We start from the raw sequence: 24,170 nt of genomic DNA on the forward strand, positions 1-24,170 counted from the left end.
CATGCAGTTTTTGAATGCCGCCTCGACCATCCCGGCGGCGTAACTGAGCAATTCCGGTGCATGGCCGGTGGTTTTTTGCTAGGATTCGTCAGTTTTCCAATAAGCACGGGCAACGTACCCGGAGCGCATCACCCCCTTCTCATCCGCATGGCGACAGACAAAGAACTCAACGACTTCCTCGAGAATGTCGAACGGCGCGCGTTCAAGCAGGCCGTGTATGCGGTGCGCAAGGACGAGGCGGCGCTCGACATCGTGCAGGATGCGATGATCAAGCTCGCCGAAAAATACGGCGACAAGCCGGTCGCCGAACTGCCGATGCTGTTCCAGCGCATCCTGCAGAACACCATCCTCGATTATTTCCGCCGCGAGAAGGTCCGCAATACCTGGGTCAGCCTGTTCTCGGGCTTCGGCCGGAAGGACGACGAGGATGACGACTTTGATATACTCGCCTCGTATGAGGCGGAGGAAGGTTCGGCGGCGGCGGAGTCGAGCCTGGACCAGGTCGAACGGGCCCAGACTTTGCGCCTGATCGAAGCGGAAATACAAAAACTCCCGGCGCGTCAACGCGAAGCCTTCCTTATGCGTTACTGGCAGGATATGGACGTGGCCGAAACGGCTGAAGCGATGGGCTGTTCCGAGGGCAGCGTCAAAACGCATTGTTCGCGCGCGACGCACGCGCTTGCCGATGCCCTGCGGGCCAAGGGAATTAAATTATGAATACCGACGACATCAACCTGGCGTACAAGGTGCGCCACGCCCTGAACGAGAACCTCGACGCGCTGCCCGCTTCCACCACCGAGCGCCTGGCCGCCGCGCGCGCCCTGGCGCTGTCGCGCAAGAAGGCCGATGCGCCGGCCGTCGCGCCGGCGAAGCGGGACTGGCGCCGCAGCTGGTTCGATGTCGACACCCTGTTCTCCGGCGCCGGCCTGGGACGTCTCGCCGTCGCGGTACCGATGCTGGCGCTGGTCATCGGCCTGGGCGGCGTCTACCAGTACCAACAACAGCAGCAGATCGCCGAACTGGCCGAGCTCGACGCCGCCGTCCTGGCCGACGAGCTGCCGCTGACCGCCTATCTCGACCAAGGTTTCAACGCCTACCTGGAGTCGCAACAGCGCCACCAATGACGAAACGCGATTCCAAACCCCGCCGCGCCTGGCTCGCAGTCGCGGCGGTGGTGGTGGCCGGACTGGCGGCCTGGGCCATTTCTCAGCATTGGGGCATCGGCGATCCGGATTCCGGACTCGCCCCCGCCGTCGCGACCTCCGCACAAGCCGGCGCCGCGGGCGCCAGGAACCTCGACAAGCCGCTCTGGCGCGATCTCACGCACGCCCAGCAGCTCGCACTCGCGCCGCTGCAGCCCGAGTGGGACGCGATGGATGGCGTGCGCAAGCGCAAATGGCTCGAGATGTCGCGCCGCTTCGCCTCGATGAATCCGGAAGAGCAACGGCGCGTGCACGACCGCATGCGCCAGTGGATCCGCCTGACGCCGGAAGAACGCAGTCTCGCGCGCGAGAACTACAGCAAGGTGCGCAAGCTGGCGCCGGGCGAGAAGGCCGCCACCTGGGAAAGCTACAAGCAGTTGCCGGACGCGCAGAAGCGGCGCCTGGAGCAGGCCGCCAGGCGCAAGAGCCAGGCCCCGGCGGCGGTACCCTCGGAGCCGACGATCGTGGCCCCCACGCCCTGCCCGGCCGGCACCACGCGCCGCGGCGCCTCCTGCATCTCGCTGCATCCGCCGGGCGCGCTGCCGAACACGCCGGCGATCACCCAGCCGGCCCCGGCTCCGGCCGCACCCGGGATGCCGCCCGGCGCTGCTCCCGGCGCCGCCCCGGCCGCGCCGGCTTCCGCGGCGCCGGTCGCGCCGGTCGAACCCGCCCCGACGGCGCCCGCCACCGGCGCCCAACCCACGGCCACGCCAGGGATATCGAATGCAAACGGCTGACTCTTCCACGGCATCTCCCGCAGCAGCTCCCGCCGCGCCTGCCTCGATCGGCACGCCGACCGTCAAGCGCCGCCTGATCGCGATGGTCTACGAGGCCTTCCTCCTCACCGCCGTCGAGGCGCTGGCCGTCTTCATGTTCATTTTCGCCACCGGCAACCGCCAGGAAGCCCCCTACCGCGCCGGCCTGATGATTTTCCTGTTCCTGGTGACGGCCGCCTATTTCATCCACGCCTGGAGCGGCAGCGGTTTCACCCTGGCGATGAAGACCTGGCGCATCAAGGTGGTCAAGGTCGGCTGCGCCAAGGTGCCTTTCAGGAATGCCGCGATCCGCTACCTGCTGGCCTGGGGCTGGTTCGCTCCCGCCCTCGCGGTCGGCGCCCTGCTCGACCTGCACCATCTGAAGGAATGGGCGATCACCCTGGCGATCGGCCTGGCGGCCTGGGCGCTGACGGCTTTCCTCGACAAGGACCGGCAGTTCCTGCACGACCGGATCGCGGGGACGCGCTTGATTGCGTTGCCGAAGAAATAAACTCGTTCAAGCCAGGGCGAAGTAAGCGACCAGGAGCACGATGCTCGCCATCGCGCACAGGACGCCCGCCAGCGAGGTTTCGTAGCGGCGCCTGAGCACCCGGCTCCAGGACCGCAGTGCGATGCGCTCGTACCAGTTGGCCTGCCATTGGGTCAGCGCATACAACTGCAGCGCGATCGCGCCCGCCAGCAGGGCGCCGGGCTCGCGCTGGAAGGCGAGGACGACCGCCGCCACCAGCAGGCAAAACGACGCAGCTTTGCATTGCGTTTTCATTCTCGGTTCCGCTCGCTTCAAATGCCACGCCGACCGCTCAGGTTGAAACAGACCACCCTTCGCGCAGCCGAGCCAGGCATCAATGTCGACAGGAAGAACAGGCTCTACAGCATTGATCGACGTTAATTCATCCGCTGACACGCGTCCATTTCTTTTGCGCTAGGCACTGAGCCAGATCAAAGTGCGAGCCGGGATTTCTGGAGAAGCCGATAGGAAACCGTAGGGTGCGCTCCCGAGCCCACGCGTTCGGCCGGTGGATACGCTGACGACCCGCGCGAGCCGGCCGCGATCGCGCGGCCGCACCGTCGTCCTCCACGACGCAGCATCCTCGCCAAGCCTCATCCCTTGTAACACTTCGCGCGGATGGATGCCTGCGAGCCAGCCGGCGCATCCGCAGGCACGCCGGTCGCGCCCGGCTCCGCGCCCGCCGAGCGCAGCCGGTACCAGGCCAGGCCGAGCAGTTCGTACATCGCATAGCGTGCGCGGCGCACGCCTTCCGGACTGGGCACCCAGGCGCCGGCACCTTGCGACTGCCGGCCGAAGAACATGGTCGGCGCGGCGACCACGTCCATGCCCGCGCGCTCGAAGGCGGCGCAGGAGCGCGGCATGTGCATCGCGTCGGTCACGAGCAGGATGCGCTTGATGCCGTCGGCGCGCAGCATGGCGGCGCTGTAGGCCGCGTTTTCGCCGGTGTCGCGCGAGCGCGGCTCGATCCATCTCACAGGCACGCCGAAGTCCTCGCGCAGCGCGGCGGCCATGGCATGGGCTTTCGAATAGGCGCGGTCATCCGGCGCGGGGTCGATGCCGCTGGCGCCGTTGCCGCCGCTGACCAGGATCGGCAGGCCGGTGCGCCGCTGCAGGTGGGCCGCATAGCGCACCCGTCCGAGGGCGACGTAGTCGGGAATGTCGAGGCCGCCGTATTCGGGGGCGTGGCGTAGCCGCCCCGAGGCGAGCACCACGATCGCCTCGGCGCCGGCCTGTTCGGGCGCAGCGAGCGGCGTGGTCATCGCTTCCAGCGGCGCGACGAAGAAGCGCGCGCCCGCGGTGCTGGAGACGAGGAACAGCGCCGCCAGGCCGGTGCCGGCGACGATGCGGCCCAGCCGCGGCCAGCGGCGCCAGAGCAGCAGGCCGGCGACGATCACCAGGAACAGATTGGCGGGCGGAAGGATCAGGTCACGCGGGACCAGGTTGACCAGATCGAGGACGGGTTGCAGGCTCATGCGGTGCGAAATTGAATGAACGACAAGGATTATCGCTCAAGTCGGCCTGCCGCCAGCACATCGGTGGACGGGGGCGGCATGGCGCCGCCCCACTTTCCATTGCGCCGGAACGGGCTCAGAATCGTTCGTACTCGGCCAGGTAGCGCCACTGCCCCTCGAGCAGCCCGGCCATCGGGATGCGGCCCACGCGCAACCGCTTCAGGTCGGTCAGCGTCAGCCCGACTTCGGCGCACATGTGCTCGATCTGGCCGGGCTTGACGCCCTTGGCGGCGAAGCGCAGCCGCCCTTCGCTCTGCCAGCTGACCTTCATCGGCGCGAGCGGCCGGCCGTCGAAGCGCAGGCCGTGGTTCAGCAGGGCCAGGCCGCCATCATGGATGCCGCCGTCAACCTCGGCCACGTATTCGTACTCGACCCGGCTCGCGTCGTCGACCAGCTTGCGCGCCACGCGGAAGTCCTGGGTATAGACGACCAGGCCGGTCGCGTCGGTTTCCAGCGGCGTGCACAGGGTCAGGCGCGCCAGGTGGCGCTTGAGGAAGCGCGGCGCACCGTGGGTGGCAACCAGCGATTCCGCCGTGACGCAGTCGAGCGCGTTCGCGCCGCGCACGCCGACGCCGGCGTTCATGCCGGACGGCTTGTGCAGCAGGATGGTGACGGGCGCCGGCTCCTCGGCCTTCGCCCCCGGCAGCAGGACGACCTGCTGGGCCGGTGTCACGCGCGTGGCCGGATCCTCGGCCACGACGCCATCGACGCCGACCCAGCCGCCGGCGATGTAGCGTTCGGCCTCCGCGCGCGAGCACGACACCAGTTCGGCCACGCGCTTGGCCAGGCGGATTGCTTCGTCGGTCATCAGGCGCGCCAGTCTTTGAAGAAGGATTTGAAGGCGGCAACCGTGCGCTCGACGTCGGCAACCGACACGTCGAGGTGGGTCACCAGGCGCATGCGCGCACCGACGGTGGCGCGGATGCCCTGCTCCGCCAGCGCCTTGCGCAGCGGCTCGCAGGCCGCGGCCGGCACGTCGAGCCAGAAGATGTTGGTCTGCGGCTCCGACACGCAGAGCGCGTCGATCTCGCCCAGGCCGCGCGCCAGCGTGGCGGCGTTCTCGTGGTCTTCGGCGAGGCGCTGCACGTTGTGTTCGAGCGCGTAGTGCGCGGCGGCCGCGATCACGCCGGCCTGGCGCATGCCGCCGCCCAGCATCTTGCGCCAGCGCTTGCCCTGCTCGATGAAGCTTTTTGGTCCGAGCAGCACCGAGCCGACCGGCGCGCCCAGGCCCTTGGACAGGCAGACCGACACCGTGTCGAAGCCCTTCACCACCTCGCGCAGGGTGACGCCCTGCTTGACGGCGGCGTTGCAGACGCGCGCGCCGTCGAGGTGGGTGGCGAGGCCTTTCGCATGCGCCAGCGCGGTGGCGGCCGCCACGTAGTCCTGCCCCAGCACGCGGCCGCCGATGGTGTTTTCCAGCGCCAGCAGGCGGGTGCGCGCGAAGTGCATGTCGTCGGGCTTGATGTAGGCCTCGATGTCGGAAAGCAGAATCGAGCCGTCCGGCTGGTTGGCGATCGGCTGCGGCTGGATCGAGCCCAGCACCGCGGCGCCGCCGCCTTCGTACTTGTAGGTGTGCGCTTCCTGGCCGACCAGGTACTCGTCGCCGCGGCCGCAATGGGTCATCAGCGCGATCAGGTTGGTCTGGGTGCCGCTCGGCGCGAACAGGCCGGCTTCGTAGCCGAACAAATCAGCGGCGTAGTCCTGCAGGCGGTTGACGGTCGGGTCGTCGCCATAGACGTCGTCGCCGACCTCGGCGGCAGCCATCGCGGCGCGCATGGCCTGCGAGGGTTGGGTGACGGTGTCGCTGCGCAGGTCGATCCAGTGTTGTTCGCTCATGGGTCTCAGTCTTGGGTTGATACGGCTTCGGAACCTGCCTCGGCGGACTCCGCTTGCGAGGTGTAGAAACGCTGGCCCATCTCTTCGAGTCCCAGCGTGGCCAGCACTTCCTGCAAACGCTCGGACGGACGGCGGCGCGGCAGGTTCTTGTAGGTGGCGACGATCAGCTCGTTCTTCATCGAGTGCTCCCAGCCCACCAGTTCGGTCACGGTGACCTGGTAGCCGTGCGCTTCCAGCTGCAGGCAGCGCAGCACGTTCGTGACCTGGCTCCCGAATTCCCGGGTGTGGATCGGGTGGCGCCAGATTTCGGTGAGCGGGCTTTTCAGGTCCCGGCCCTTGTTCTTGCGCAGCACCGACGCGACCTCGGCCTGGCAGCACGGCACCAGCACCATGTGCTTGGCCTTCTTCTTCAGCGCGAAGTCGATGGCGTCGTCGGTCGCCGTGTTGCAGGCGTGGAGCGCGGTGACGATGTCGACCGTCGGCGGCAGCTTATCCGAGGTGGTCGACTCGGCCACCGACAGCGGCAGGAAGGACATGTTGGTAAAACCGAGGCGCGCCGCCAGTTCGGCCGACTTGGCGACCAGCTCTTCGCGCGTCTCGATGCCGTAGATGTGCGAGGCGTCGTCCAGGCCCTTGAAGAACAGGTCGTACAGGATGAAGCCGAGGTAGGACTTGCCTGCGCCATGGTCGACCAGCGAGACGCCGTTCTTCTCCGAGCGTACGTCATTGAGCAGCGGCTCGATGAAGTTGTACAGGTGGTAGACCTGCTTCAGCTTGCGGCGGCTATCCTGGTTCAGCTTGCCGTCGCGCGTGAGGATGTGCAGTTCCTTGAGCAGCTCGATCGACTGGCCGGGACGGACTTCCGCGGGCAGCTCGGGCGCTGCCGGCGCTTTTTGATTGGTTTGCTTAGCGTGCTTCATCGATCCATGCCGCCTGAATGGCTTCCAGTACGCGCTCGCCGCCGCGGGTGCGGTCGTCGTCGAAGCCGTCGAGGCCGACGACCCAGTTGTGCAGGTCGACGAAACGCACGGCCGTCGGGTCAACGTCCGGGTATTTTTCGTAGAGCGCTTCGGCGATTGCCGATACGTCGGTCCACTTCATGGCGGTCCTGTCAGTGGCTCTTCTCAGCCGCGTGGTTGATGGTGTACTTCGGGATCTCGACGACCAGGTCTTCCTCGGCGACGATCGCCTGGCAGGACAGGCGCGAGTTCGGCTCCAGGCCCCAGGCCTTGTCGAGCATGTCTTCTTCTTTTTCTTCCGGCTCGTTCAGCGAGTCGAAGCCTTCGCGCACGATTACGTGGCAGGTGGTGCAGGCGCAGACGCGGTCGCAGGCGTGTTCGATCTCGATGTCGTTCTCGAGCAGCACGTCGCAGACGGACTTGCCGCTTGGCGCTTCCAGGACGGCGCCGTCGGGGCAGAACGTCGGGTGGGGCAGGATGACGATTTGTGGCACTTGGGTTACCTCGTAAATTGTTTATATCGTTCTGGCGACGGGCGCAGGGTGGGCGCCCCGTGCCCACGCGTAAACCGTGAACATTGTTGACTTGATTTTCGTGCCAACATGACGCAACGGTCACGCGTGGGCACGGGGCGCCCACCCTACGAAACTTGTCAGACCTCGTCCAGCGACTTGCCGGCCAGGGCGCTGCGCACGCTCTTGTCCATGCGCCGCGCGGCGAAATCCTCGGTGCCGTGGGCCAGCGCCTGCACCGCGTCGTGCAGCGCGTTCTGGCGCGCGCCCGGTTCGAGCGCGGCGTCGTTCGACGCTTGAATCGCGTCGCGCACGCCCTGCACCAGCTTCGCCACCGCTGCCTGCTCGTCCGCATCCAGCAGCTCGGCATCGGTATCGAGCGCCGACTGCGTGGCCAGCAGGATGCGCTCGGCCTCGACCTGCTCTTCGCGCAGCGCGCGCATCTGCATGTCGACCTGGGCCGAGCTGTACGAGTCCTGCAGCATGCGCGCGACCTCGTCGTCGCCCAGGCCGTAGGAAGGCTTGACCGTGATCGAGGCTTCCACGCCCGAGCGCGTCTCGCGCGCCGAGACCGACAGCAGCCCGTCCGCATCGACCTGGTACGTGACGCGGATGCGCGCCGCGCCGGCCGCCATCGGCGGGATGCCGCGCAGCTCGAAACGCGCCAGCGAACGGCAGTCCGCGACCAGCTCGCGTTCGCCCTGCACCACGTGCACCGCCAGGGCCGTTTGACCGTCCTTGAAGGTGGTGAATTCCTGGGCGCGGGCGCAAGGGATGGTCGAGTTGCGCGGGATGATCTTCTCGACCAGGCCGCCCATGGTCTCGATGCCCAGCGACAGCGGGGTCACGTCGAGCAGCAGCCAGTCGTCGCCTTCGGCGCGGTTGCCGGCCAGGAGGTTGGCCTGGATCGCGGCGCCCAGGGCGACCACCTTGTCCGGGTCGATGTTGGCGTGCGGGATGGTGTGGAAGAAGTCCCCGACCGCGCGGCGCACGGTCGGCATGCGCGTGGCGCCGCCGACCATCACCACGCCGTCGACGTCCTCGACCGCGACGTTGGCGTCGCGCATGGCCTTGCGGATCGCGTTCATGGTCTTCGCGACCAGGTGCTTGGTGATCTCGGCGAAGGTGGCGGCAGTGATCGTCACATGGACCAGTTCGCCCGACTTCAGGATGGCGTCGATGGTGGTCTCGTCGTTGGTCGACAGCAGTTCCTTGGCCTGGCGCGCCTTGACCATCAGGGTCGCGGTGTCCTCGTCGGACAGCGGCGCCAGCTTGGCCTGCTCGTTGATCCAGCAGAACAGGCGGTGGTCGAAGTCGTCGCCGCCCAGGGCCGAGTCGCCGCCGGTGGCCAGCACTTCGAAGACGCCCTTGGACAGCTTCAGGATCGAGATGTCGAAGGTGCCGCCGCCCAGGTCGTAGATCGCATAGACGCCTTCCTTGGCGTGATCGAGCCCGTAGGCGATCGCGGCGGCGGTCGGCTCCGACAGCAGGCGCAGCACGTTCAGGCCGGCCAACTGGGCCGCGTCCTTGGTCGCCTGGCGCTGGGCGTCGTCGAAGTAGGCGGGCACGGTGATGACGGCGCCGACCAGTTCGTCGCCGAGCGAATCTTCGGCGCGCTGGCGCAGCGTGGCCAGGATCTGGGCCGAGGTCTCGACCGGGCTCTTCACGCCGGCGACCGTATTGATCTGGACCATGCCGGGAGCATCCACGAAATCGTACGGCAGGTTCTCGGCGTGGGCGATGTCCTTCAGCCCGCGGCCCATGAAGCGCTTGACCGAGACGACGGTGTTCTTCGGATCGGTGGTCTGGTGGGCGCGCGCCTTGTGGCCGATGTGGGCATGGCCGTTCGGCAGGTAACGCACGATGGACGGCAGCAGCGCGCGGCCCTCTTCGTCGCTGAGCACTTCGGGGCTGCCGCTACGCACGGTCGCCACGAGCGAGTTGGTGGTGCCCAGGTCGATGCCCACCGCCAGCCGGTGCTGGTGCGGTGCGGTCGACATGCCGGGTTCGGAAATCTGCAAAAGTGCCATTGTGTGTTACCTGGTTGTTGTTCTTGGGGTGCCGGTCCAGCCAGCGGCATTGGCGCTTGACCCGTAGGGTGGACGGCTTCGCCGTCCACGCGTTCAACGGACGGAGGCGTTATCGTAGGGTGGGCGCCCCGTGCCCACCGGAACGATGAGCCAACGCGACGCTGGCATCTGGTGGGCATGGGGGCGCCCACCCTACGCCTTCATACGCTGGTTGAACGCGTGGACGGGAGACCCGTCCACCCTACGTCCTTCCGGCTTACCGCTGCGCCGCCCTAGCTCTCCAGCGCCTCGAACGCATACTGTACCTCGTCGCCGAATTTATCGAGGAACATCAGCGCGCGCACGCTTTCGGCCGCCTTCTGGTAGTTCCCCGCGTCGAGCTCCTGGCCGACCTGGGCCAGCATGGTCTTGCGCTCGCCGCGCACCTGGGCGTCGAGCTCGTCCAGCGCCTCGGCGTCCTTGGCGGCGCGGGCGTCGCCCAGCGCTTCGCGCCATTCCATCTGCTGCATCAGGAAGGCCATCGGCATCGCCGTGTTCGATTCGGTCTGCAGGTCGACGCCGTTCAGTTCGCACAGGTACTGGGCGCGCTTCTGCGGATTACGCAGCGTCTGGTAAGCCTCGTTGGCGCGGGTCGCCCACTGCATCGCGACGCGCTGCTCGGCGCCGGTGGCGTTCACGAAGCGGTCCGGATGGACGCGGCCCTGGACCTCGCGGTAGGCCGCGTCCAGGGCGTCCATGTCGACCTCGAAGCGGGCCGGCAGCCCGAAGAGCTCAAAGTGGTTCTGCAAGGTTCAGCTCCGACTGCGCGCTTAAATACGGAAGCTTTCGCCGCAACCGCAATTGTCCTTGACGTTCGGGTTGTTGAAGCGGAAGCCCTCGTTCAGGCCCTCGCGGGCGAAATCGAGCTCGGTGCCGTCGATGTAGGGCAGGCTCTTCGGGTCGACGAAGACCTTCACGCCGTGCGACTCGAAGACGTTGTCCTCGTCCGCCATTTCGTCGACGTACTCGAGCTTGTAGGCCAGGCCGGAGCAGCCGGTCGTGCGCACACCGAAGCGCAGGCCGATCCCCTTGCCCCGGCGCTCGAGGTAGCGGTTCACGTGCTTCGCAGCTTTTTCGGTGAGTGTGATTGCCATGTGGTTCCTCCAGCTTGGGTTCTACTTATGCGGTCGGGTGCTTGGTCTTGTAGTCCGCGACGGCGGCCTTGATCGCGTCTTCGGCCAGGATCGAGCAGTGGATCTTCACCGGCGGCAGCGCCAGTTCTTCCGCGATCTGGGTGTTCTTGATGGCCAGCGCCTGGTCCAGGGTCTTGCCCTTGACCCATTCGGTCACCAGCGAGCTCGACGCGATCGCCGAACCGCAGCCGTAGGTCTTGAACTTCGCGTCCTCGATCAGGCCCTGCTCGTTGACCTTGATCTGCAGCTTCATCACGTCGCCGCAGGCCGGGGCGCCGACCATGCCGGTGCCGACCGACTCGTCGTCCTTGCCGAAGGCGCCGACGTTGCGCGGGTTTTCGTAGTGGTCCAGTACTTTATCGGAATATGCCATGTTGATGCTCCTTGAATTCGGTAATTAGTGGGCTGCCCATTGGATCGAGTTGAGGTCGATCCCTTCCTTGAACATGTCCCACAGCGGCGACAGTTCGCGCAGTTTGCCGACCTTGGCCTTCAGCAGGTTGACGGCGAAATCGATGTCTTCCTCGGTCGTGAAGCGGCCGATGGTGAAGCGGATCGAGCTGTGCGCCAGTTCGTCGCTGCGGCCCAGGGCGCGCAGCACGTAGGACGGCTCCAGCGAGGCCGAGGTGCAGGCCGAGCCCGAAGACACGGCGATGTCCTTGATCGCCATGATCAGCGACTCGCCCTCGACGTAGTTGAACGAGACGTTCAGGTTGTGCGGCACGCGGTGTTCCATGTCGCCGTTGACGTAGACCTCTTCGATCTCCATCAGGCCCTTCGCCAGGCGGTCGCGCAGCGCCTTCACGCGTTCCAGCTCGCTGTTCATTTCTTCCTTGGCGATGCGGAAGGCTTCGCCCATGCCCACGATCTGGTGGGTCGGCAGCGTGCCCGAACGCAGGCCGCGCTCGTGGCCGCCGCCGTGCATCTGCGCTTCCAGGCGCACGCGCGGCTTGCGGCGCACGTACAGGGCGCCCACGCCTTTCGGGCCATAGGTCTTGTGCGCGGTGAAGGTCATCAGGTCGCACTTGGTCTTTTCCAGGTCGATCTCGACCTTGCCGGTCGCCTGCGCGGCGTCGCAATGGAAGATGATGCCCTTCGAGCGGCAAAGTTCGCCGATGGCGTCGATCGGCTGGATCACGCCGATCTCGTTATTCACCAGCATCACCGAGACCAGGATGGTGTCCGGACGGATCGCCGCTTCCAGCTGGGCGATGGTAATCAGGCCATTGTCCTGCGGCTCGAGGTAGGTCGCCTCGAAACCCTGGCGCTCGAGTTCGCGCACGGTGTCCAGCACCGCCTTGTGCTCGGTCTTGACGGTGATGATGTGCTTGCCCTTCGTTTTATAGAAGTTGGCGGCGCCCTTCAGGGCCAGGTTGTTCGACTCGGTCGCGCCCGAGGTCCAGATGATCTCGCGCGGATCGGCGCCGACCAGGGCCGCCACGTGGGCGCGCGCTTCCTCGACCGCCGCTTCCGCGCTCCAGCCGTACATATGGCTGCGCGAAGCCGGATTACCGAACTGCTCGCGCAGGTAAGGAATCATCTTGTCGGCAACGCGAGGATCGATCGGGGTGGTTGCCGAGTAATCCATGTAGATCGGGAAATGCGGCGCAGTCACGAAGCTCTGCTCGATTTTTTTGTCCAAAGGCGCGTTCATCTGTTCACTCCAGTTTGCTTTGCTTCAGTTTTGTCCAACGGTGGCAGCGGCGGTGCGGTGCACCACCACGACGTTTTGTTCTTTCTGCTTTTGCTGGTCGACCAGGTCTTGCAGGGAAACCGAGTCCAGGTAGTCGACCATCTTGGCGTTGAGCGTGGTCCACAGCTCATGGGTCATGCAACGGGTGCCGCTGGCGGCGTCGGCGCCATGGCAGTTTTCCTTGCCGCCGCACTGGGTCGCATCGAGCGGCTCGTCGACCGCGATGATGATGTCGGCCACCGTCACTTTTTCGGCCGGGCGAGCCAGGCTGTAACCGCCGCCCGGGCCGCGGATCGACTCGACGATCTCGTGGCGGCGCAGCTTGCCGAACAGCTGCTCCAGATAGGACAGCGAAATGGCCTGGCGCTGGCTGATGCCCGACAGCGTGACGGGACCATTGCCTTGACGCATGGCAAGATCGATCATCGCGGTAACAGCAAAACGGCCTTTGGTGGTCAGACGCATCACAACCCCGGTTAATGTTAAAATATTGCTCTTGTTCACTAATCACATCGCCTGCGCATCTTGTGGATGCCGACGGTTAAAAACCGGATTAGTTGAACGATTTAGTCAAGTATAGCAAATTCCGGGGGGCTTGTCTCGGAGGCCCCCAAAACCGGTCGGGTGGTTTCGGCAGTGTTACCAGTGGATGCCGGAGCGTTCACGACGGAGCATCAGGCAACGATCAACGCGTGGACGGCGAAGCCGTCCACCCTACGTTTATCCGCACCCGTAGGGTGGGCAGCTCCACCGCAGCGAGCGGCTCATCCGCATCGCCCGCGCTGCCCACGCGGTGATCGCAACTCTGCGAACAGCCGCGCCCGCACCGCCACCCGCCTCAGCGCTTGTGCAACAGCTTCATCGGCCCGAACAATTCCTGCATCCCCTGGTGCCCGATGAAGCTCAGGTTATACGGATGCTCCGCCACCGCCTGCGGAAATTTCGCCGTCTCCGGCAACTTGCGCAACTCCTCCGCGATCTTCCCCCACAGCACCAGCGTCGGCGGCACGGGCCGCTCGGCCAGCACCGCCAGCACCACCTGCAGGAAAGGCAGCCAGGCGCGCGCATCGATCGCCGGCTTGACGTGCGAACGGAATACCAGCGACGCATTCAACAACAGGAAGCCCTCGTCTTCGAGGTTGCACTGCAACTCGGTCAGGGTGCGGATCGCCCCGTTCGCGAGCGCCTCGGCGGCCACCGGCGCCATCGCCGCGCCGCCCGTTGCCTCAAGCTGCAATTGCCCGTCCGCCACCAGCAGCATCTTCATGAAGTTGCGCAGCGACGTCGCGCGGTTGACCGGTTTCGACAGCCCGCTCTCGCTCCACAGCTCGCCCACGGCGCCATCCATGAAACACACGCCGGTCGCGCTCTCGGCGCGCGGGTAAGGCCCCTCGCCCACCAGCACGTAGCGCACCCGGGCCAAAGGCTGGGCGAAGGCCGCGAACAGGCGGTTTTCCGTCGGCAGATAGGTGTCGACCGCCAGCGCCGGCAGGTAGCCGGGGTTGGCGCGCGCGACCGCTTCCAGGCCGCGCAGCAGGTGCGGCCGCCAGGAGGGATCGGCGAGGTCCAAAGCGGCGAGGATGGCGGCGGGAATGGTCGTGTCGGTCATGGCGTGGCGGCGAGAAAAGAAGCGGATTGTAGCGCAGGCAAGGATGGGACGAGGCCGCGCAGGACGGACGATTCCGCGCTTCAATCTGGCGTGCCCCTTGCGCGATTCGCGGCATGATCCATGCCTTGCGCGGAGCTTCCGCCCACCCTCGACAAGGAGTTCACCCATGCAAACGATCCAGGATGTGATGACGCGCGACGTGGAAACCATTTCGCCCCAGGAAACGGTGCAGCGCGCCGCGCAGATGATGGATGAGCTGAACGTGGGCGCGATTCCCGTGCTCGACGGCGGCAGGCTGGTCGGCATGATCACCGACCGCGACATCGCGGTGCGGTCGGTGGCGGCCGGCCAGGCGCCGGGTTCCACCCGCGTCGGCGACGTGATGAGCACCGACGTGCGCACCTGCACCACGCGCCAGACCGTCGACGACGTGCTGGGCCAGATGGGCGACGTGCAGATCCGCCGCGTGCCGGTGATCGACGAGGACTCGCGGCAGGTCGTCGGCATCGTCTCGCTGGGCGACATGGCGACCAGGCATTCGGCCCAGATCGACCGGACGCTGGACGAGATCTCGACGCCGTCGGAGCCGGATCGGTCGACCCGGCATTGAGGAACTTGCGGGAACGGTGCGTGGGCAGCGTGCCGGTGGGTAGCGGCGCGAGGCGTGGCTGCGCGGGTGCCGGCGGTCGCCGCGTGGGCAGCGCATGCCTGGCGGATGATCGGCCGTTCCGGGTGGAGCTGCCCACCCTACGGAAGCGTTACGGACGGATGTTCTTGCATCCGCCCCTGATGCTTATTCCGCGTCGGGCTGCTTCGACGGGTGGGCGGCGGCGAAGGCCGGCAGTTCGGCGCAGTGGGCGTCGATGCGCGCGATGTTCGGGTAGGCCTTGACGTCGATCCCGAAGCGCTGGGCGTTGAACACCTGGGGCACCAGGAAGCAGTCGGCCATGGTCGGCGAGCCGCCGTGGCAGAACGGGCCGGCCGCCGGGTCGCGCGCGAGGTGAGCTTCCAGGCCAGCGAGGCCTTCGCGGATCCAGTGCTGGATCCATTCGGTCTTGGCTTCCTCGCTCAGCTTCAGTTCGTGCACCAGGTGGCGCAGCACGCGCAGGTTGTTCAGCGGGTGGATGTCGCAGGCGATGATCTGGGCCAGCTCGCGCACGCGGGCGCGGCCCGGGGCGTCGTGCGGCATCAGGGGCACGGCCGGGAAGCGCTCGTCGAGGTATTCGATGATCGCCATCGACTGGGTCAGGGTGATGCGCTCGTCCTGGAAGGCCGGCACCAGGCCGCTCGGGTTGATCTTGCGGTATTCCTCCTGGCGCTGCTGGCCGCCGTCCTTGAGCAGGTGCACCGGCACCGCGTCGTAGGTCAGGCCCTTGAGGTTCAGGGCGATCCGCACCCGGTAGGCTGCCGAGCTGCGGAAATAGGTGTAGAGCTTCATTCCTTCCTCCCGTGGTAATGCGCGACTTCGTGATCGATGGCGCCGAAAATGCTCGCGCCGGTAACGTCCAGCATCTCGATGCGCACGCTGTCGCCGAAGCGCAGGAACGGCGTCTTCGGCGCACCGTGTTCGATGGTTTCGTACATCCGCACCTCGGCCAGGCAGCAGTAGCCGACGCCGCCGTTGGCGATGCTCGATCCGTGCAGGCTGCCCTGCTTGTTCGAGACCGTGCCCGAACCGACGATGCTGCCCGCGCCCAGCTCGCGCGTTTTTGCCGCGTGGGCAACCAGCTGGGCGAAGCTGAAGGTCATGTCTTCGCCGGCGTTCGGCTTGCCGAACAGCTGGTCGTTCAGGGTGACCAGCAGCGGCAGGTGCAGCTTGCTGTCATGCCAGGCGTCGCCCAGCTCGTCCGGCGTGACCGCCACCGGCGAGAAGGCGCTGGCCGGCTTCGACTGGTAGAAGCCGAAGCCCTTGGCCAGTTCGTTCGGAATCAGGTTGCGCAGCGAGACGTCGTTGACCAGCATGACCAGGCGGATCGCGCTCGCGGCCTGTTCGAGGCTGGCGCCCATCGGCACGTCGCCGGTCACGACCGCCACTTCCGCTTCCAGGTCCACGCCCCAGTCTTCCGACATGACGGCGATCGAGTCGCAGGGACCGATGAAGCGGTCCGAGCCGCCCTGGTACATCAGCGGGTCGGTGTAGAACGAGGCCGGCACCTCGGCGTTGCGCGCCTTGCGCACCAGCTCGACGTGGTTGATGTAGGCCGAGCCGTCGCACCACTGGTAGGCGCGCGGCAGCGGCGAATGGCATTCGGATTCGATGAAGGACTCGGCCCGGTCGGCGGTCCCGGCGTTGAGCTGGTCGTAGACGGCCTGCAGGCGCGGCGCGACCTGGTCCCAGTCGTCGAGCGCGCACTGCAGGGTGCGCGCGATCGTCGGGACCGGCTGGCAGGTAACGAGGTCGCGGCTGACGACGACCAGGGTGCCGTCGCGGCCGCCGCTCTTGAGGGTGGCGAGTTTCATGGCGTTTTCCTTTGTTGTTGCGTTGTTGCGTTGTTGCCGCCATTAAAGATGAAAACGGACTATCATACAATCAATATTTTCCGACTCATTTATCGGATTATCTTATGAATCCTACCCTGCGCCAGATGCGTGCCTTCGTGGCGGTCGCCAAGACCGGTAACTTTACGCTGGCGGCGCAAAGCCTGCACGTCACGCAGTCGGCCCTGTCCGGTTTGATCAAGGAACTCGAGCAGACCCTGGGGGCGCGCGTGGTCGACCGTTCGACCCGCAGGATCACCCTGACCGACATCGGCCGCGAACTGTATCCGCTATTTAGCCAGATGATCGACGATCTCGACGGTGCGCTGGCGAACGTCGCGGACCACACGCAGCTCCGAAAAGGCATTGTTCGCATTGCCGCGCCGCAACTGATGTGCTGCACACTGCTGCCGGAAGCGATTGCAAGCTACCGCGCCGGCCTGCCGGACATCGAGGTGCGCCTGGCCGACAGCGAGGTCGACAGCGTGATCGCGCGCGTGCTGTCGGGAGAGTCGGACATCGGCATCGGTCCCGAACGCGAGCCGACGCCGCAACTGGAAGCGCGGGAATTGTTCGAGATGCCCTTCGCGCTGGTATTCCCACCCGGCCATGCGCTGGAGGCAGCCGAACGTGTCACCTGGCAGGACGTCACGCGTTTCCCCTTCATCGCCCTGCAGGGCCAGTTCACCGAACGCCTGCTGGCCGACATGCACGCACTGCTGCGCGAACTGCCCCTGAAGCCGGCGAACGAGGTGAACTTCATGACCACGGCGCTGGCGATGGTCAGCGCTGGCCTCGGCGTCACGGTCTGCCTGCCCTACGCCGAACCGCTGGCGCGGCTCTACCGGCTGCACATGCGTCCGCTCGAAGAGCCCAGGCTCACGCGCCGCTTCTTCGTCTACACGCGCGCCGGGCGTTCGCTGTCGCCGGCGGCGGAAAGCTTCATCGACTTCCTGTTTCCCTATGTTGCGTCAAAACGTCGGCGCGTGGACGGCGCTTGAACCCTTGCCTGCCGCCATCAGGCAGCTGCGCTAGAATCGAGCGATCGCTTTCTCCCCTTCCCTGCACCGCATCATGTCCCACAACACCATCGCCATCAACCAGCGCATGGACAGGTTCAACGGCCACGCCAGTGTCTGGCTGTTCGGCTACGGCTCGCTGATCTACAAGGCCGACTTCCCCTTCCTCGAACGCCGACCGGCGCACATCACCGGCTGGAGCCGCCGCTTCTGGCAAGGCTCGCACGACCACCGCGGCACGGAAACCGCGCCGGGGCGGGTGGTCACCCTGGTGCCCGAGCCGGGCGCGGTCTGCCACGGCATGGCCTACCTCGTCACGCCCGAGGAATTCGCCCACCTCGACCACCGCGAAAAGAACGGCTACCTGCGCCTGGCGACCGAGATCGGCTTCGAGGACGGCAGCAGCGCCGAGGGCCTGGTCTACATCGCAACGCATGAGAACGCGGCCTTCCTCGGCCCGGCCAGCGAGCGCGCCATCGCCCGCCAGATCGCCGAGTCGCGCGGACCGAGCGGCCCGAACAGCGAATACTTGCTGGAACTGGCCAGGGCCCTGCGCGAACTGGGCAAGGATGATCCGCACGTGTTCGAGATCGAGCGCCACCTGGTGGAGCTGGCGGAGCACTGAGCTGTGGCTGCGAGACGCCTGCGCATCGGGTCGCGCTGGCGGAAGGCGCGCCGCCGATCAGCGTTCCCGGACGGCGCGCCGCCGATCCAGCCGCACCGCACAGCGGCCTCGCTCTTGCGACGTTCCACGGGTTTGGTACGCAGCGCTTCTTCCACGTAGTCACTTCTGTGCGGTCAGCGCCTTGACGGCCTTCTCGAGCGCGCGGATCTTCTCGCGCATCGTGGTCAGGTTGCGTGCAAGCACGGCGTTGCGTTCCCATTCCGCGTTCCTGGAAGCAGGCACATAGCCGGTATAGCGCCCGGGCTCCCTGATCGAGTTCGGCACCATGGTCGCACCGGTGATGTGGACGTTGTCGACGATCTCGATGTGGCCGTTGATCATGGCCGCGCCACCGAAGGTGCAATGCTTGCCGATGTTGGCGCTGCCGGCCACGCCGACGCAGCCGGCCATGGCCGTGTGGGCGCCGATGTGGCAGTTGTGGCCGATCTGGATCTGGTTGTCGAGCTTGACGCCGTCCTCGATCACGGTGTCGTCCAGCGCGCCGCGGTCGACCGTGGTGTTGCAGCCGATGTCGACGTCGTCGCCCATGACCACGCGCCCGGTCTGGGGAATCTTGATGTAGGCGCCGCCGTCGACCGCGAAACCGAAGCCGTCGCCGCCGATCACGGCGCCGGAGTGGACGATCCCGCGCGCGCCCATGATGCAGCGCGCATGGAAGGTGACGTTGGGGAAGAGCCGCGTGCCCTCGCCCAGCACCGCCTCGCGCCCGACATAGCAGCCGGGACCGATCACCACGCCGGCCTTGATGACGGCCCCCGCCTCGACCGTGACGTAGGCGCCGACATGGGCCGTCGGGTCGACCTGCGCGGTCTCGTGCACCAGGGCCGTCGGATGCACGCCCGGGGCCGGAGGCGCTTCGCGCCTGGACACGAAGAATTGCGCCGCGCGCGCGAACCAGGCATAGGGATTCGGCGTGACGATGCGCGCGCCCTCGTAGGCGGCCGCGACTTCCGGTGCATCGGCGGGCGACAGCACCAGCGCCGCCGCGTGGCTCTGCGCGGCCAGGGTGCGCAGCTTGCTGTTGCTGAGAAAACTGACGTCGGAAGCGCCGGCACGGTCCAGGGGTGCGATGGCCGTGACTTCGATGCCGGCGTCGCCATCCAGTTGGCCGCCGAAACGCTCGACCAGCTCGGCTAGTCGGATTCCCATGCTCTCCCCTCTCATCGCGGCTCTCCTCGCAAGGCACTGTCGGTATGTCCATTTGGACAGGGAGGCCTGGAGAGCGGTTCCAGCAACGGCAAGGTACGCTAACCTGGATCAAGGGTGGAGCACTACAAATTCAGAACAGGTCCAACTGGGCGCTCGCCTTGCCCTTCTGCTTGCCGTTCGACGCAGGCACCACCAGCGGCCGTCGGAACTGCGCCGTGTCGAGCCGCTCGAAGCGCCCGCGCAATGCGCCCAGGCCGAGCCGTTCGACGGTCTTGTCGAAGCGCTGGCGGATCAGGTCGGCCCAGACGCCCTCGCCGTGCATGCGGCGCCCGAAGTCGCTGTCGTAATCCTTGCCGCCGCGCAGGTCGCGCACGCGGTTCATCACGCGCTGGGCGCGCTCGGGGAAGTGCGCCTCCAGCCACTCCTGGAACAGCGGGTTTACTTCCCAAGGCAGGCGCAGCACCACGTAATGGGCGCTGACCGCGCCGGCGTCGCGCGCCGCCTCAAGGATCCTCTCGATTTCCGGTTCGGTAACGAAAGGGATGATCGGCGCCACGCTGACGCTGACCGGGATGCCGGCGTCGGTCAGGGTGCGGATGGTGCGCAGGCGCCGCGCCGGCGTGGGTGCGCGCGGCTCGAGGGTGCGCGAGATTTCCGAGTCGAGCGTGGTGAGGGTAATCGCCGCGCAGGCCTGGGCGTTCGCCGCCATCGGCGCCAGCAGGTCGATGTCGCGCTCGATCAGCGAGGACTTGGTGACCAGCCCGACCGGGTGCCGGCATTCGTGCAGCACTTCGAGCACTTCGCGCGTGATGCGGCGCTCGCGCTCGCAGGGCTGATAGGCGTCTGTGTTGACGCCGATGGCGATGTGCTCGGGCTTGTAGGACGGGCTGGCCAGTTCGCGGCGCAGCAGCTCGGCCGCGTTCACCTTGGCGAAGATGCGGCTTTCGAAGTCCAGCCCCGGCGAGAGCCCAAGGTAGCTGTGGGATGGCCGCGCGAAACAGTAGATGCAGCCGTGCTCGCAGCCGCGGTAGGGATTGAGCGAGACGTTGAAGGGGATGTCCGGCGAGCTGTTGCGCGAGAGGATGGATTTCGCCACCTCGTCGGTGACGACGGTCTTGAAAGGCGCCGCCGCCTCGCCGCTTTCGGCAACGGCCCAGCCGTCGTCGAAGCGCTCGCGGCCGTTGACTTCGTAGCGGCCCTGGATGTTGGAAACAGCACCGCGCCCCTTGGTGGCGGCGAGCGCAGGCGCGAGCACGATCTGCTCGGCGCTGTATTCCCGGTCAATTGTTCGTTCGCGATCAGCCATGCGGCACCTGTACTGTATATTTATACAGTATGGTACGCCGCTATGCGCTGCAATTCAAGCGCGGCACGAAAGCGGCCTGTTGTTCGACGAAACCGTCGAAGGCCGCGAACAAGGGGGCGAAAGGCGCGCCATCGCCAACAAGCTGGCCCAGGGCGTGGGCGCTGGCCTCCAGGGTGGACAACTGGTCGGGCGCATGCGCCTTTCGGATGCGGTAGTGCGAGGCCGGCATGTCGCGCAGCGCCAGGCGCGGCAGCTGCCGCAAGGCCGGGTTCAGGTACAGCATCTTGCGGCTTTTACGCCACGTCGCGTCGAGCACGACCAGGCGGACGCTTTCCGGCATGGGCAGGGACGCCGGCGCCGGAGCATCGGGCGTGTCCGGATAGAGCAGCACGGGGACGCGCCCGTCCGCATGCAGCAGCGCGTCGAGGCGTGCCGGCTCGAACGCCTCCCCCACTTCCAGCACGCTGCCGGCCACGCTCAGGTGCAGCAGGCGCGCGCTGTTCTTGGCGTTGGCCACTTCGAGCGGGTGCTGCAGGATCAGCAAGCCGGCCGGCGACGCCACCGGGCGCACCCAGCGGCAGATGCAGGCCGATTGCGCGCGCAGGCAGGCGGCGCAGGTGGCGCGGCGGGAACTTGGGGGCTGGCTCATCGGCGTACGGGCAAAAGGCGCCGATTGTAGCAGCCCGGACTAACTCGCCCTGGCTAGGAAGCCTGGCCCGCCTGCTTGCGCAGCGCCGCCAGCGCCCCGCTCCAGGCCACCACCTGGTCGAGCATGGCGTCGACCGACTTGGCCTGGTGGGCGGCCGGCTTGAAGGTGGCGAAATTCTCGAAGTCGGTAAACAGCGACAGCATCACCTGGGCGCGCACGTCGGCCACCATCAATTCGCCCATCACCAGGCGCAGGCTCTCGATGGCGCGGGCGCCGCCGGCGCTGCCGTAGCCGACGAAGCCCGCGGCCTTGTTGTTCCATTCCTTGTACAGGAAGTCGATCGCGTTCTTCAGCGCGCCCGAGGTGCCGTGGTTGTACTCGGGCGTGACGAAGACGAAGCCGTCGAACCCGGCGATCTTCGCCGCCCAGGCGAGGGTGTGCGGCTGCGAGTACTGGCCCATCGAAGGCGGCACCGGCTCGTCGAGCAGGGGCAGCTTGAAATCCTCGATGTCGACCAGCTCGTAGTGCGCATCGCTGCGCTTGTCCGCCGTCTCCATCACCCAGCGCGCCACGTCCAGCGCCTTGCGCCCGGGACGGGTGCTGCCAACGATAACCGCCACCTTGATCATGATCGCCTCCTCGCGTGTGCGGGAACAGTCCCGCGCCCATTCTAGTGAGTCGCCCGCTACGGGTGCGCCGCGTTGCGGAACCGCAAAAAAGCCGGTCAGCGGCGGCCGGTGAGGCGTCCCAGCAGGCCGATCACTTGTTCGAGGTCGTAGGGCTTGGCGAGGATATTCACGCCGGGGATCGAGACGCGGCGATCGGTATAGCCTGTGGCGAGCACGACCGGCAGGGCGGGCCAGCGTTCGCGCACGAGCGCCGCCAGGTCGATGCCGCTGACGCTGCCTGGCATGACGATGTCGGAAAACACGATGTCCACGGCCGCGCCGCGCTCGAGCAGCGCCCGGGCTTCCTCGCCGTTGACGGCGATGCGCACGTCGAAGCCGGCGGCGCGCAAGGCTTCGCCCACCGCCTCGCGTACCAGCGCATCGTCCTCGACGAAGAGGACGGTGGCGCCGGCGCTGGGCGCGGCGGCGTCCGGCAAGCCGGCCGGCGCGGTTCCCGGCGCGGGTTCCGACGCGGTTTCCGACGCGGTTTCCGGCGCGCCGGCCGGTGGCGTATCCGGTGGCGTATCCGCCGCCGGGCCGTGTGCGCGCGGCAGGTAGATGTGCACGCGGGTTCCCTTGCCGGGCGTGCTGTGCAGGGTCAGCGTGCCCTGGGCCTGGTTGGCGAAGGCATAGGCCTGGGCCAATCCCAGGCCGGTGCCCTGCCCCGTCGGCTTGGTGGTGAAGAAGGGATCGAGGGCGCGCGCCAGGATTTCCGGCGTCATGCCCACGCCCTCGTCGGACACCGTCAGGTGCAGATAGTCGCCCTGCGCCAGGCCCGGCGGCGCCGCATGCGCGGCCTTGCGCGCCGCGATGCGCAGCTTGCCTCCGGCCGGCATGGCGTCGCGCGCGTTGATCGCGAGGTTCAGCAGCGCCAGGTCGAACTGCAGCGGCTCGACCGTGACCGGCCACAGGCCGGGCTCGAAAGCGGTCTCGATCGCCACCTTGTCGCCGACCGCGCCGCGGATCAGGGTCAGGGCGCTGGCAAGCTGGGCGTTGGCGTCGACCGTCACCAGCCGGCCCTCCTGCACCCGGCCGAAAGAGCCGAGCTGGCCGGTGAGCGTGGTGGCGCGCGCGACCGTGCGCTTGCAGGTCTCGATCAGGCGCTGCAGGTTCGGCTCCCTGGCCTGCATCGCCGCCAGTTGCAGCGCCGTGGTCAGGGTCTGCAGCAGGTTGTTGAACTCGTGCGCGATGCCCGCCGTCAGCCGGCCCAGCGACTCGAGCTTCTGGCCGCGCAGCAGCGCGCCCTGCGCCTGTTCGGTCGCCAGGATCGCTTCGTTGACGCGATGCTCGAGCTCGCGCTTCGAGCGGCGGATCTGCTTGCTGGCCTCGACCATGCGCCAGGCAACGGTATCGACTTCCTCCAGCCCGTGCGGGCGATACGGGATCTCCTCGCCGTCGGCCAGGCGGTCGGCGCAACGGCCCAGGTATTCGATCGGCGCCACCGCGCGGCGGGCGAACCAGCGCCCGGCCGCCACCGCCAGCACCAGCAGCAGCGCCATCATCGCCGCCAGCAGCGCCGCGGCTTCCAGCGGCACGCGCCGGACCTCGGTGCTCGGAATGCTGAGCAGGACCTTCCATTGCGAGTTCGGCACGATGCTCGCGAGCGAGCGCACGGGCACGCCGTCCAGGGTCTTGCTATCGAAGAAGATCTCGTGCGTCATGGCGGCCAGGCGGCGCCGGGTCTGCTCGCGCAGCAGGGTGCCGACGTAATGCCCGGGGTCGCGCGAGCGCGCCGCGATGCGGCCGTTGCGGTCGGTGACGTTGACGCTCCAGGCGGCCGGGAACTGCTGGCGCTGCACCAGGCGCTGCAGGATGCCGACGTGCATGCCCAGCACGAGGTGGTAGCGGGTCTTGCCCTCGACCACGACCGGCACCTGCATCATGAAGTCGTAGCGCTGCAGCCGCGGCGCGAGGAACACGTCCGAGATCAGGGTCTGGTCCGTGCCCAGGCGCTGCATCAGCGCCGGCAAATTCGAGGGGTCGCGCCCGCTCAGGGGCGTTCCGAACGGACGATTCGTGTTGAGCAAGGCCTTGCCGTCCAGGTCGTACAGGATCGCCACCGCGTCGGCGCCCTCGGCCGCGCGGCGCGCGTGCTCGTAGAACTCGGCACGGTCGCCGCCGGCCAGCGCGGGCGAGGCCGCCAGCGTGCGCAGGATGCCTTCATGGTGGCGCATCTCGTTGTCGATCAGCAGGGCAAACGCGCGGCCGGTCTCGGCAATGTTGCGCTCCTGGTCCTTTTGTTGTTCCGCGTAGACATAGGCAACCGCGAGGGCGGCGCCGATGAACGAAGGCACCAGGAGAGTAACGACAAGGATCAGCAGCCGGTTCCGGAAACGCATTGTGGTCGGGTCCTCCTGGGACGGCATGCAGCATCGAACGACGATGAAACCGCCGGGCGCCTGCCC

General features: G+C 67.1%; 28 protein-coding genes. 7 read left to right on the top strand and 21 right to left on the bottom strand.

Annotated elements, in window-relative coordinates; all coding sequences use genetic code 11:
• Positions 1 to 147 precede the first annotated feature (147 nt).
• The 4 genes from RT688_RS02030 to RT688_RS02045 are packed head-to-tail and all read left to right on the top strand — an operon-like array spanning position 148 to position 2,468.
• Complete coding sequence (locus RT688_RS02030) at positions 148 to 717, top strand: RNA polymerase sigma factor (protein WP_313703354.1); 570 nt, start codon at positions 148 to 150, stop codon at positions 715 to 717.
• Positions 714 to 1,124, top strand: coding sequence for a DUF3619 family protein (locus tag RT688_RS02035; protein WP_313703184.1), 411 nt, complete (start codon positions 714 to 716; stop codon positions 1,122 to 1,124). The genes RT688_RS02030 and RT688_RS02035 overlap by 4 nt, the downstream gene beginning before the upstream one ends.
• A complete protein-coding gene (locus RT688_RS02040) occupies positions 1,121 to 1,939 on the top strand; it encodes a DUF3106 domain-containing protein (protein ID WP_313703185.1) in 819 nt (272 codons plus the stop codon). The genes RT688_RS02035 and RT688_RS02040 overlap by 4 nt, the downstream gene beginning before the upstream one ends.
• Positions 1,926 to 2,468: an RDD family protein gene (locus RT688_RS02045; protein ID WP_313703186.1), complete on the top strand. Its 543-nt coding sequence runs from the start codon at positions 1,926 to 1,928 to the stop codon at positions 2,466 to 2,468. Before RT688_RS02040 ends, RT688_RS02045 begins: the two co-directional genes overlap by 14 nt.
• A gap of 6 nt (positions 2,469 to 2,474) precedes the next feature.
• Here RT688_RS02045 and RT688_RS02050 read toward each other — a convergent pair whose 3' ends face one another.
• From RT688_RS02050 to RT688_RS02115, 14 genes are all read right to left on the bottom strand, one after another.
• Complete coding sequence (locus tag RT688_RS02050) at positions 2,475 to 2,741, bottom strand: hypothetical protein (protein WP_313703187.1); 267 nt, start codon at positions 2,739 to 2,741, stop codon at positions 2,475 to 2,477.
• A 338-nt stretch (positions 2,742 to 3,079) separates the two neighbouring features.
• Positions 3,080 to 3,961 (bottom strand): YdcF family protein, encoded by an 882-nt coding sequence (locus RT688_RS02055; protein WP_313703188.1) that lies wholly within the window; start codon positions 3,959 to 3,961, stop codon positions 3,080 to 3,082.
• Positions 3,962 to 4,076: 115 nt separating this feature from the next.
• Complete coding sequence (locus tag RT688_RS02060; RefSeq protein WP_313703189.1) at positions 4,077 to 4,808, bottom strand: S4 domain-containing protein; 732 nt, start codon at positions 4,806 to 4,808, stop codon at positions 4,077 to 4,079.
• Positions 4,808 to 5,836 carry a low-specificity L-threonine aldolase gene (gene ltaE / locus RT688_RS02065; RefSeq protein ID WP_313703190.1) on the bottom strand — a complete coding sequence of 343 codons (1,029 nt, stop codon included), beginning with the start codon at positions 5,834 to 5,836 and terminating at the stop codon, positions 4,808 to 4,810. Before ltaE ends, RT688_RS02060 begins: the two co-directional genes overlap by 1 nt.
• A gap of 5 nt (positions 5,837 to 5,841) precedes the next feature.
• A complete protein-coding gene (locus RT688_RS02070) occupies positions 5,842 to 6,756 on the bottom strand; it encodes an SAM-dependent methyltransferase (protein ID WP_313703191.1) in 915 nt (304 codons plus the stop codon).
• Entirely contained in the window at positions 6,743 to 6,937 is a 195-nt protein-coding gene (gene iscX, locus RT688_RS02075) for a Fe-S cluster assembly protein IscX (RefSeq protein WP_313703192.1), read from the bottom strand. The genes RT688_RS02070 and iscX overlap by 14 nt, the downstream gene beginning before the upstream one ends.
• Positions 6,938 to 6,947: 10 nt before the next feature.
• Positions 6,948 to 7,289, bottom strand: a complete 342-nt coding sequence (fdx, locus tag RT688_RS02080) for an ISC system 2Fe-2S type ferredoxin (protein ID WP_313703193.1) — start codon at positions 7,287 to 7,289, stop codon at positions 6,948 to 6,950.
• Between the two features lie 158 nt (positions 7,290 to 7,447).
• Entirely contained in the window at positions 7,448 to 9,337 is a 1,890-nt protein-coding gene (gene hscA / locus RT688_RS02085; RefSeq protein WP_313703194.1) for a Fe-S protein assembly chaperone HscA, read from the bottom strand.
• 272 nt (positions 9,338 to 9,609) lie between these two features.
• On the bottom strand, positions 9,610 to 10,125 hold the full coding sequence (gene hscB / locus RT688_RS02090; RefSeq protein ID WP_313703195.1) for a Fe-S protein assembly co-chaperone HscB: 516 nt from the start codon (positions 10,123 to 10,125) through the stop codon (positions 9,610 to 9,612).
• A gap of 21 nt (positions 10,126 to 10,146) precedes the next feature.
• A complete protein-coding gene (gene iscA, locus RT688_RS02095) occupies positions 10,147 to 10,470 on the bottom strand; it encodes an iron-sulfur cluster assembly protein IscA (protein WP_313703196.1) in 324 nt (107 codons plus the stop codon).
• Positions 10,471 to 10,495: 25 nt separating this feature from the next.
• The gene (iscU, locus tag RT688_RS02100; protein ID WP_313703197.1) at positions 10,496 to 10,882 is read right to left on the bottom strand and encodes a Fe-S cluster assembly scaffold IscU; all 387 of its coding nucleotides are present in this window, start codon (positions 10,880 to 10,882) and stop codon (positions 10,496 to 10,498) included.
• Positions 10,883 to 10,906: 24 nt separating this feature from the next.
• Positions 10,907 to 12,163, bottom strand: coding sequence for an IscS subfamily cysteine desulfurase (locus tag RT688_RS02105; RefSeq protein ID WP_313703198.1), 1,257 nt, complete (start codon positions 12,161 to 12,163; stop codon positions 10,907 to 10,909).
• Between the two features lie 24 nt (positions 12,164 to 12,187).
• A complete protein-coding gene (gene iscR, locus RT688_RS02110; protein ID WP_312550526.1) occupies positions 12,188 to 12,667 on the bottom strand; it encodes a Fe-S cluster assembly transcriptional regulator IscR in 480 nt (159 codons plus the stop codon).
• A 373-nt stretch (positions 12,668 to 13,040) separates the two neighbouring features.
• Positions 13,041 to 13,811, bottom strand: coding sequence for a uracil-DNA glycosylase (locus tag RT688_RS02115; RefSeq protein WP_313703199.1), 771 nt, complete (start codon positions 13,809 to 13,811; stop codon positions 13,041 to 13,043).
• A 166-nt stretch (positions 13,812 to 13,977) separates the two neighbouring features.
• On the opposite strand from RT688_RS02115, the gene RT688_RS02120 reads away from it, so the two are divergent.
• Complete coding sequence (locus RT688_RS02120) at positions 13,978 to 14,421, top strand: CBS domain-containing protein (protein WP_313703200.1); 444 nt, start codon at positions 13,978 to 13,980, stop codon at positions 14,419 to 14,421.
• A 183-nt stretch (positions 14,422 to 14,604) separates the two neighbouring features.
• Here the strand turns inward: RT688_RS02120 and maiA are convergent, their stop codons facing one another.
• Positions 14,605 to 15,249 (bottom strand): maleylacetoacetate isomerase, encoded by a 645-nt coding sequence (maiA, locus tag RT688_RS02125; protein ID WP_313703201.1) that lies wholly within the window; start codon positions 15,247 to 15,249, stop codon positions 14,605 to 14,607.
• A complete protein-coding gene (locus RT688_RS02130) occupies positions 15,246 to 16,271 on the bottom strand; it encodes a fumarylacetoacetate hydrolase family protein (RefSeq protein ID WP_313703202.1) in 1,026 nt (341 codons plus the stop codon). Before RT688_RS02130 ends, maiA begins: the two co-directional genes overlap by 4 nt.
• A 104-nt stretch (positions 16,272 to 16,375) precedes the next feature.
• Here RT688_RS02130 and RT688_RS02135 point away from each other — a divergent pair, with 104 nt between their 5' ends.
• Together RT688_RS02135 and RT688_RS02140 are read left to right on the top strand one after the other, a co-directional pair.
• Complete coding sequence (locus RT688_RS02135; protein ID WP_313703203.1) at positions 16,376 to 17,290, top strand: LysR family transcriptional regulator; 915 nt, start codon at positions 16,376 to 16,378, stop codon at positions 17,288 to 17,290.
• Positions 17,291 to 17,363: 73 nt separating this feature from the next.
• Complete coding sequence (locus tag RT688_RS02140; protein ID WP_313703204.1) at positions 17,364 to 17,933, top strand: gamma-glutamylcyclotransferase; 570 nt, start codon at positions 17,364 to 17,366, stop codon at positions 17,931 to 17,933.
• A gap of 159 nt (positions 17,934 to 18,092) precedes the next feature.
• On the opposite strand, the gene lpxD is transcribed toward RT688_RS02140, so the two are convergent.
• The 5 genes from lpxD to RT688_RS02165 all read right to left on the bottom strand — a co-directional run bounded on the left by lpxD (position 18,093) and on the right by RT688_RS02165 (position 24,104).
• Positions 18,093 to 19,142, bottom strand: a complete 1,050-nt coding sequence (gene lpxD / locus RT688_RS02145) for a UDP-3-O-(3-hydroxymyristoyl)glucosamine N-acyltransferase (RefSeq protein ID WP_313703205.1) — start codon at positions 19,140 to 19,142, stop codon at positions 18,093 to 18,095.
• Between the two features lie 130 nt (positions 19,143 to 19,272).
• The gene (locus RT688_RS02150; RefSeq protein ID WP_313703206.1) at positions 19,273 to 20,448 is read right to left on the bottom strand and encodes a PA0069 family radical SAM protein; all 1,176 of its coding nucleotides are present in this window, start codon (positions 20,446 to 20,448) and stop codon (positions 19,273 to 19,275) included.
• A 40-nt stretch (positions 20,449 to 20,488) separates the two neighbouring features.
• Positions 20,489 to 21,097, bottom strand: a complete 609-nt coding sequence (locus tag RT688_RS02155; protein ID WP_313703207.1) for a tRNA-uridine aminocarboxypropyltransferase — start codon at positions 21,095 to 21,097, stop codon at positions 20,489 to 20,491.
• Between the two features lie 53 nt (positions 21,098 to 21,150).
• Positions 21,151 to 21,726, bottom strand: a complete 576-nt coding sequence (locus RT688_RS02160; RefSeq protein ID WP_313703208.1) for an NAD(P)H-dependent oxidoreductase — start codon at positions 21,724 to 21,726, stop codon at positions 21,151 to 21,153.
• 95 nt (positions 21,727 to 21,821) lie between these two features.
• Positions 21,822 to 24,104, bottom strand: coding sequence for an ATP-binding protein (locus tag RT688_RS02165; RefSeq protein ID WP_313703209.1), 2,283 nt, complete (start codon positions 24,102 to 24,104; stop codon positions 21,822 to 21,824).
• Between the last annotated feature and the right edge of the window lie 66 nt (positions 24,105 to 24,170).

The sequence above is a fragment of the Massilia sp. genome, assembly GCF_032106685.1.
Taxonomy (GTDB): Bacteria; Pseudomonadota; Gammaproteobacteria; order Burkholderiales; family Burkholderiaceae_D; genus Telluria.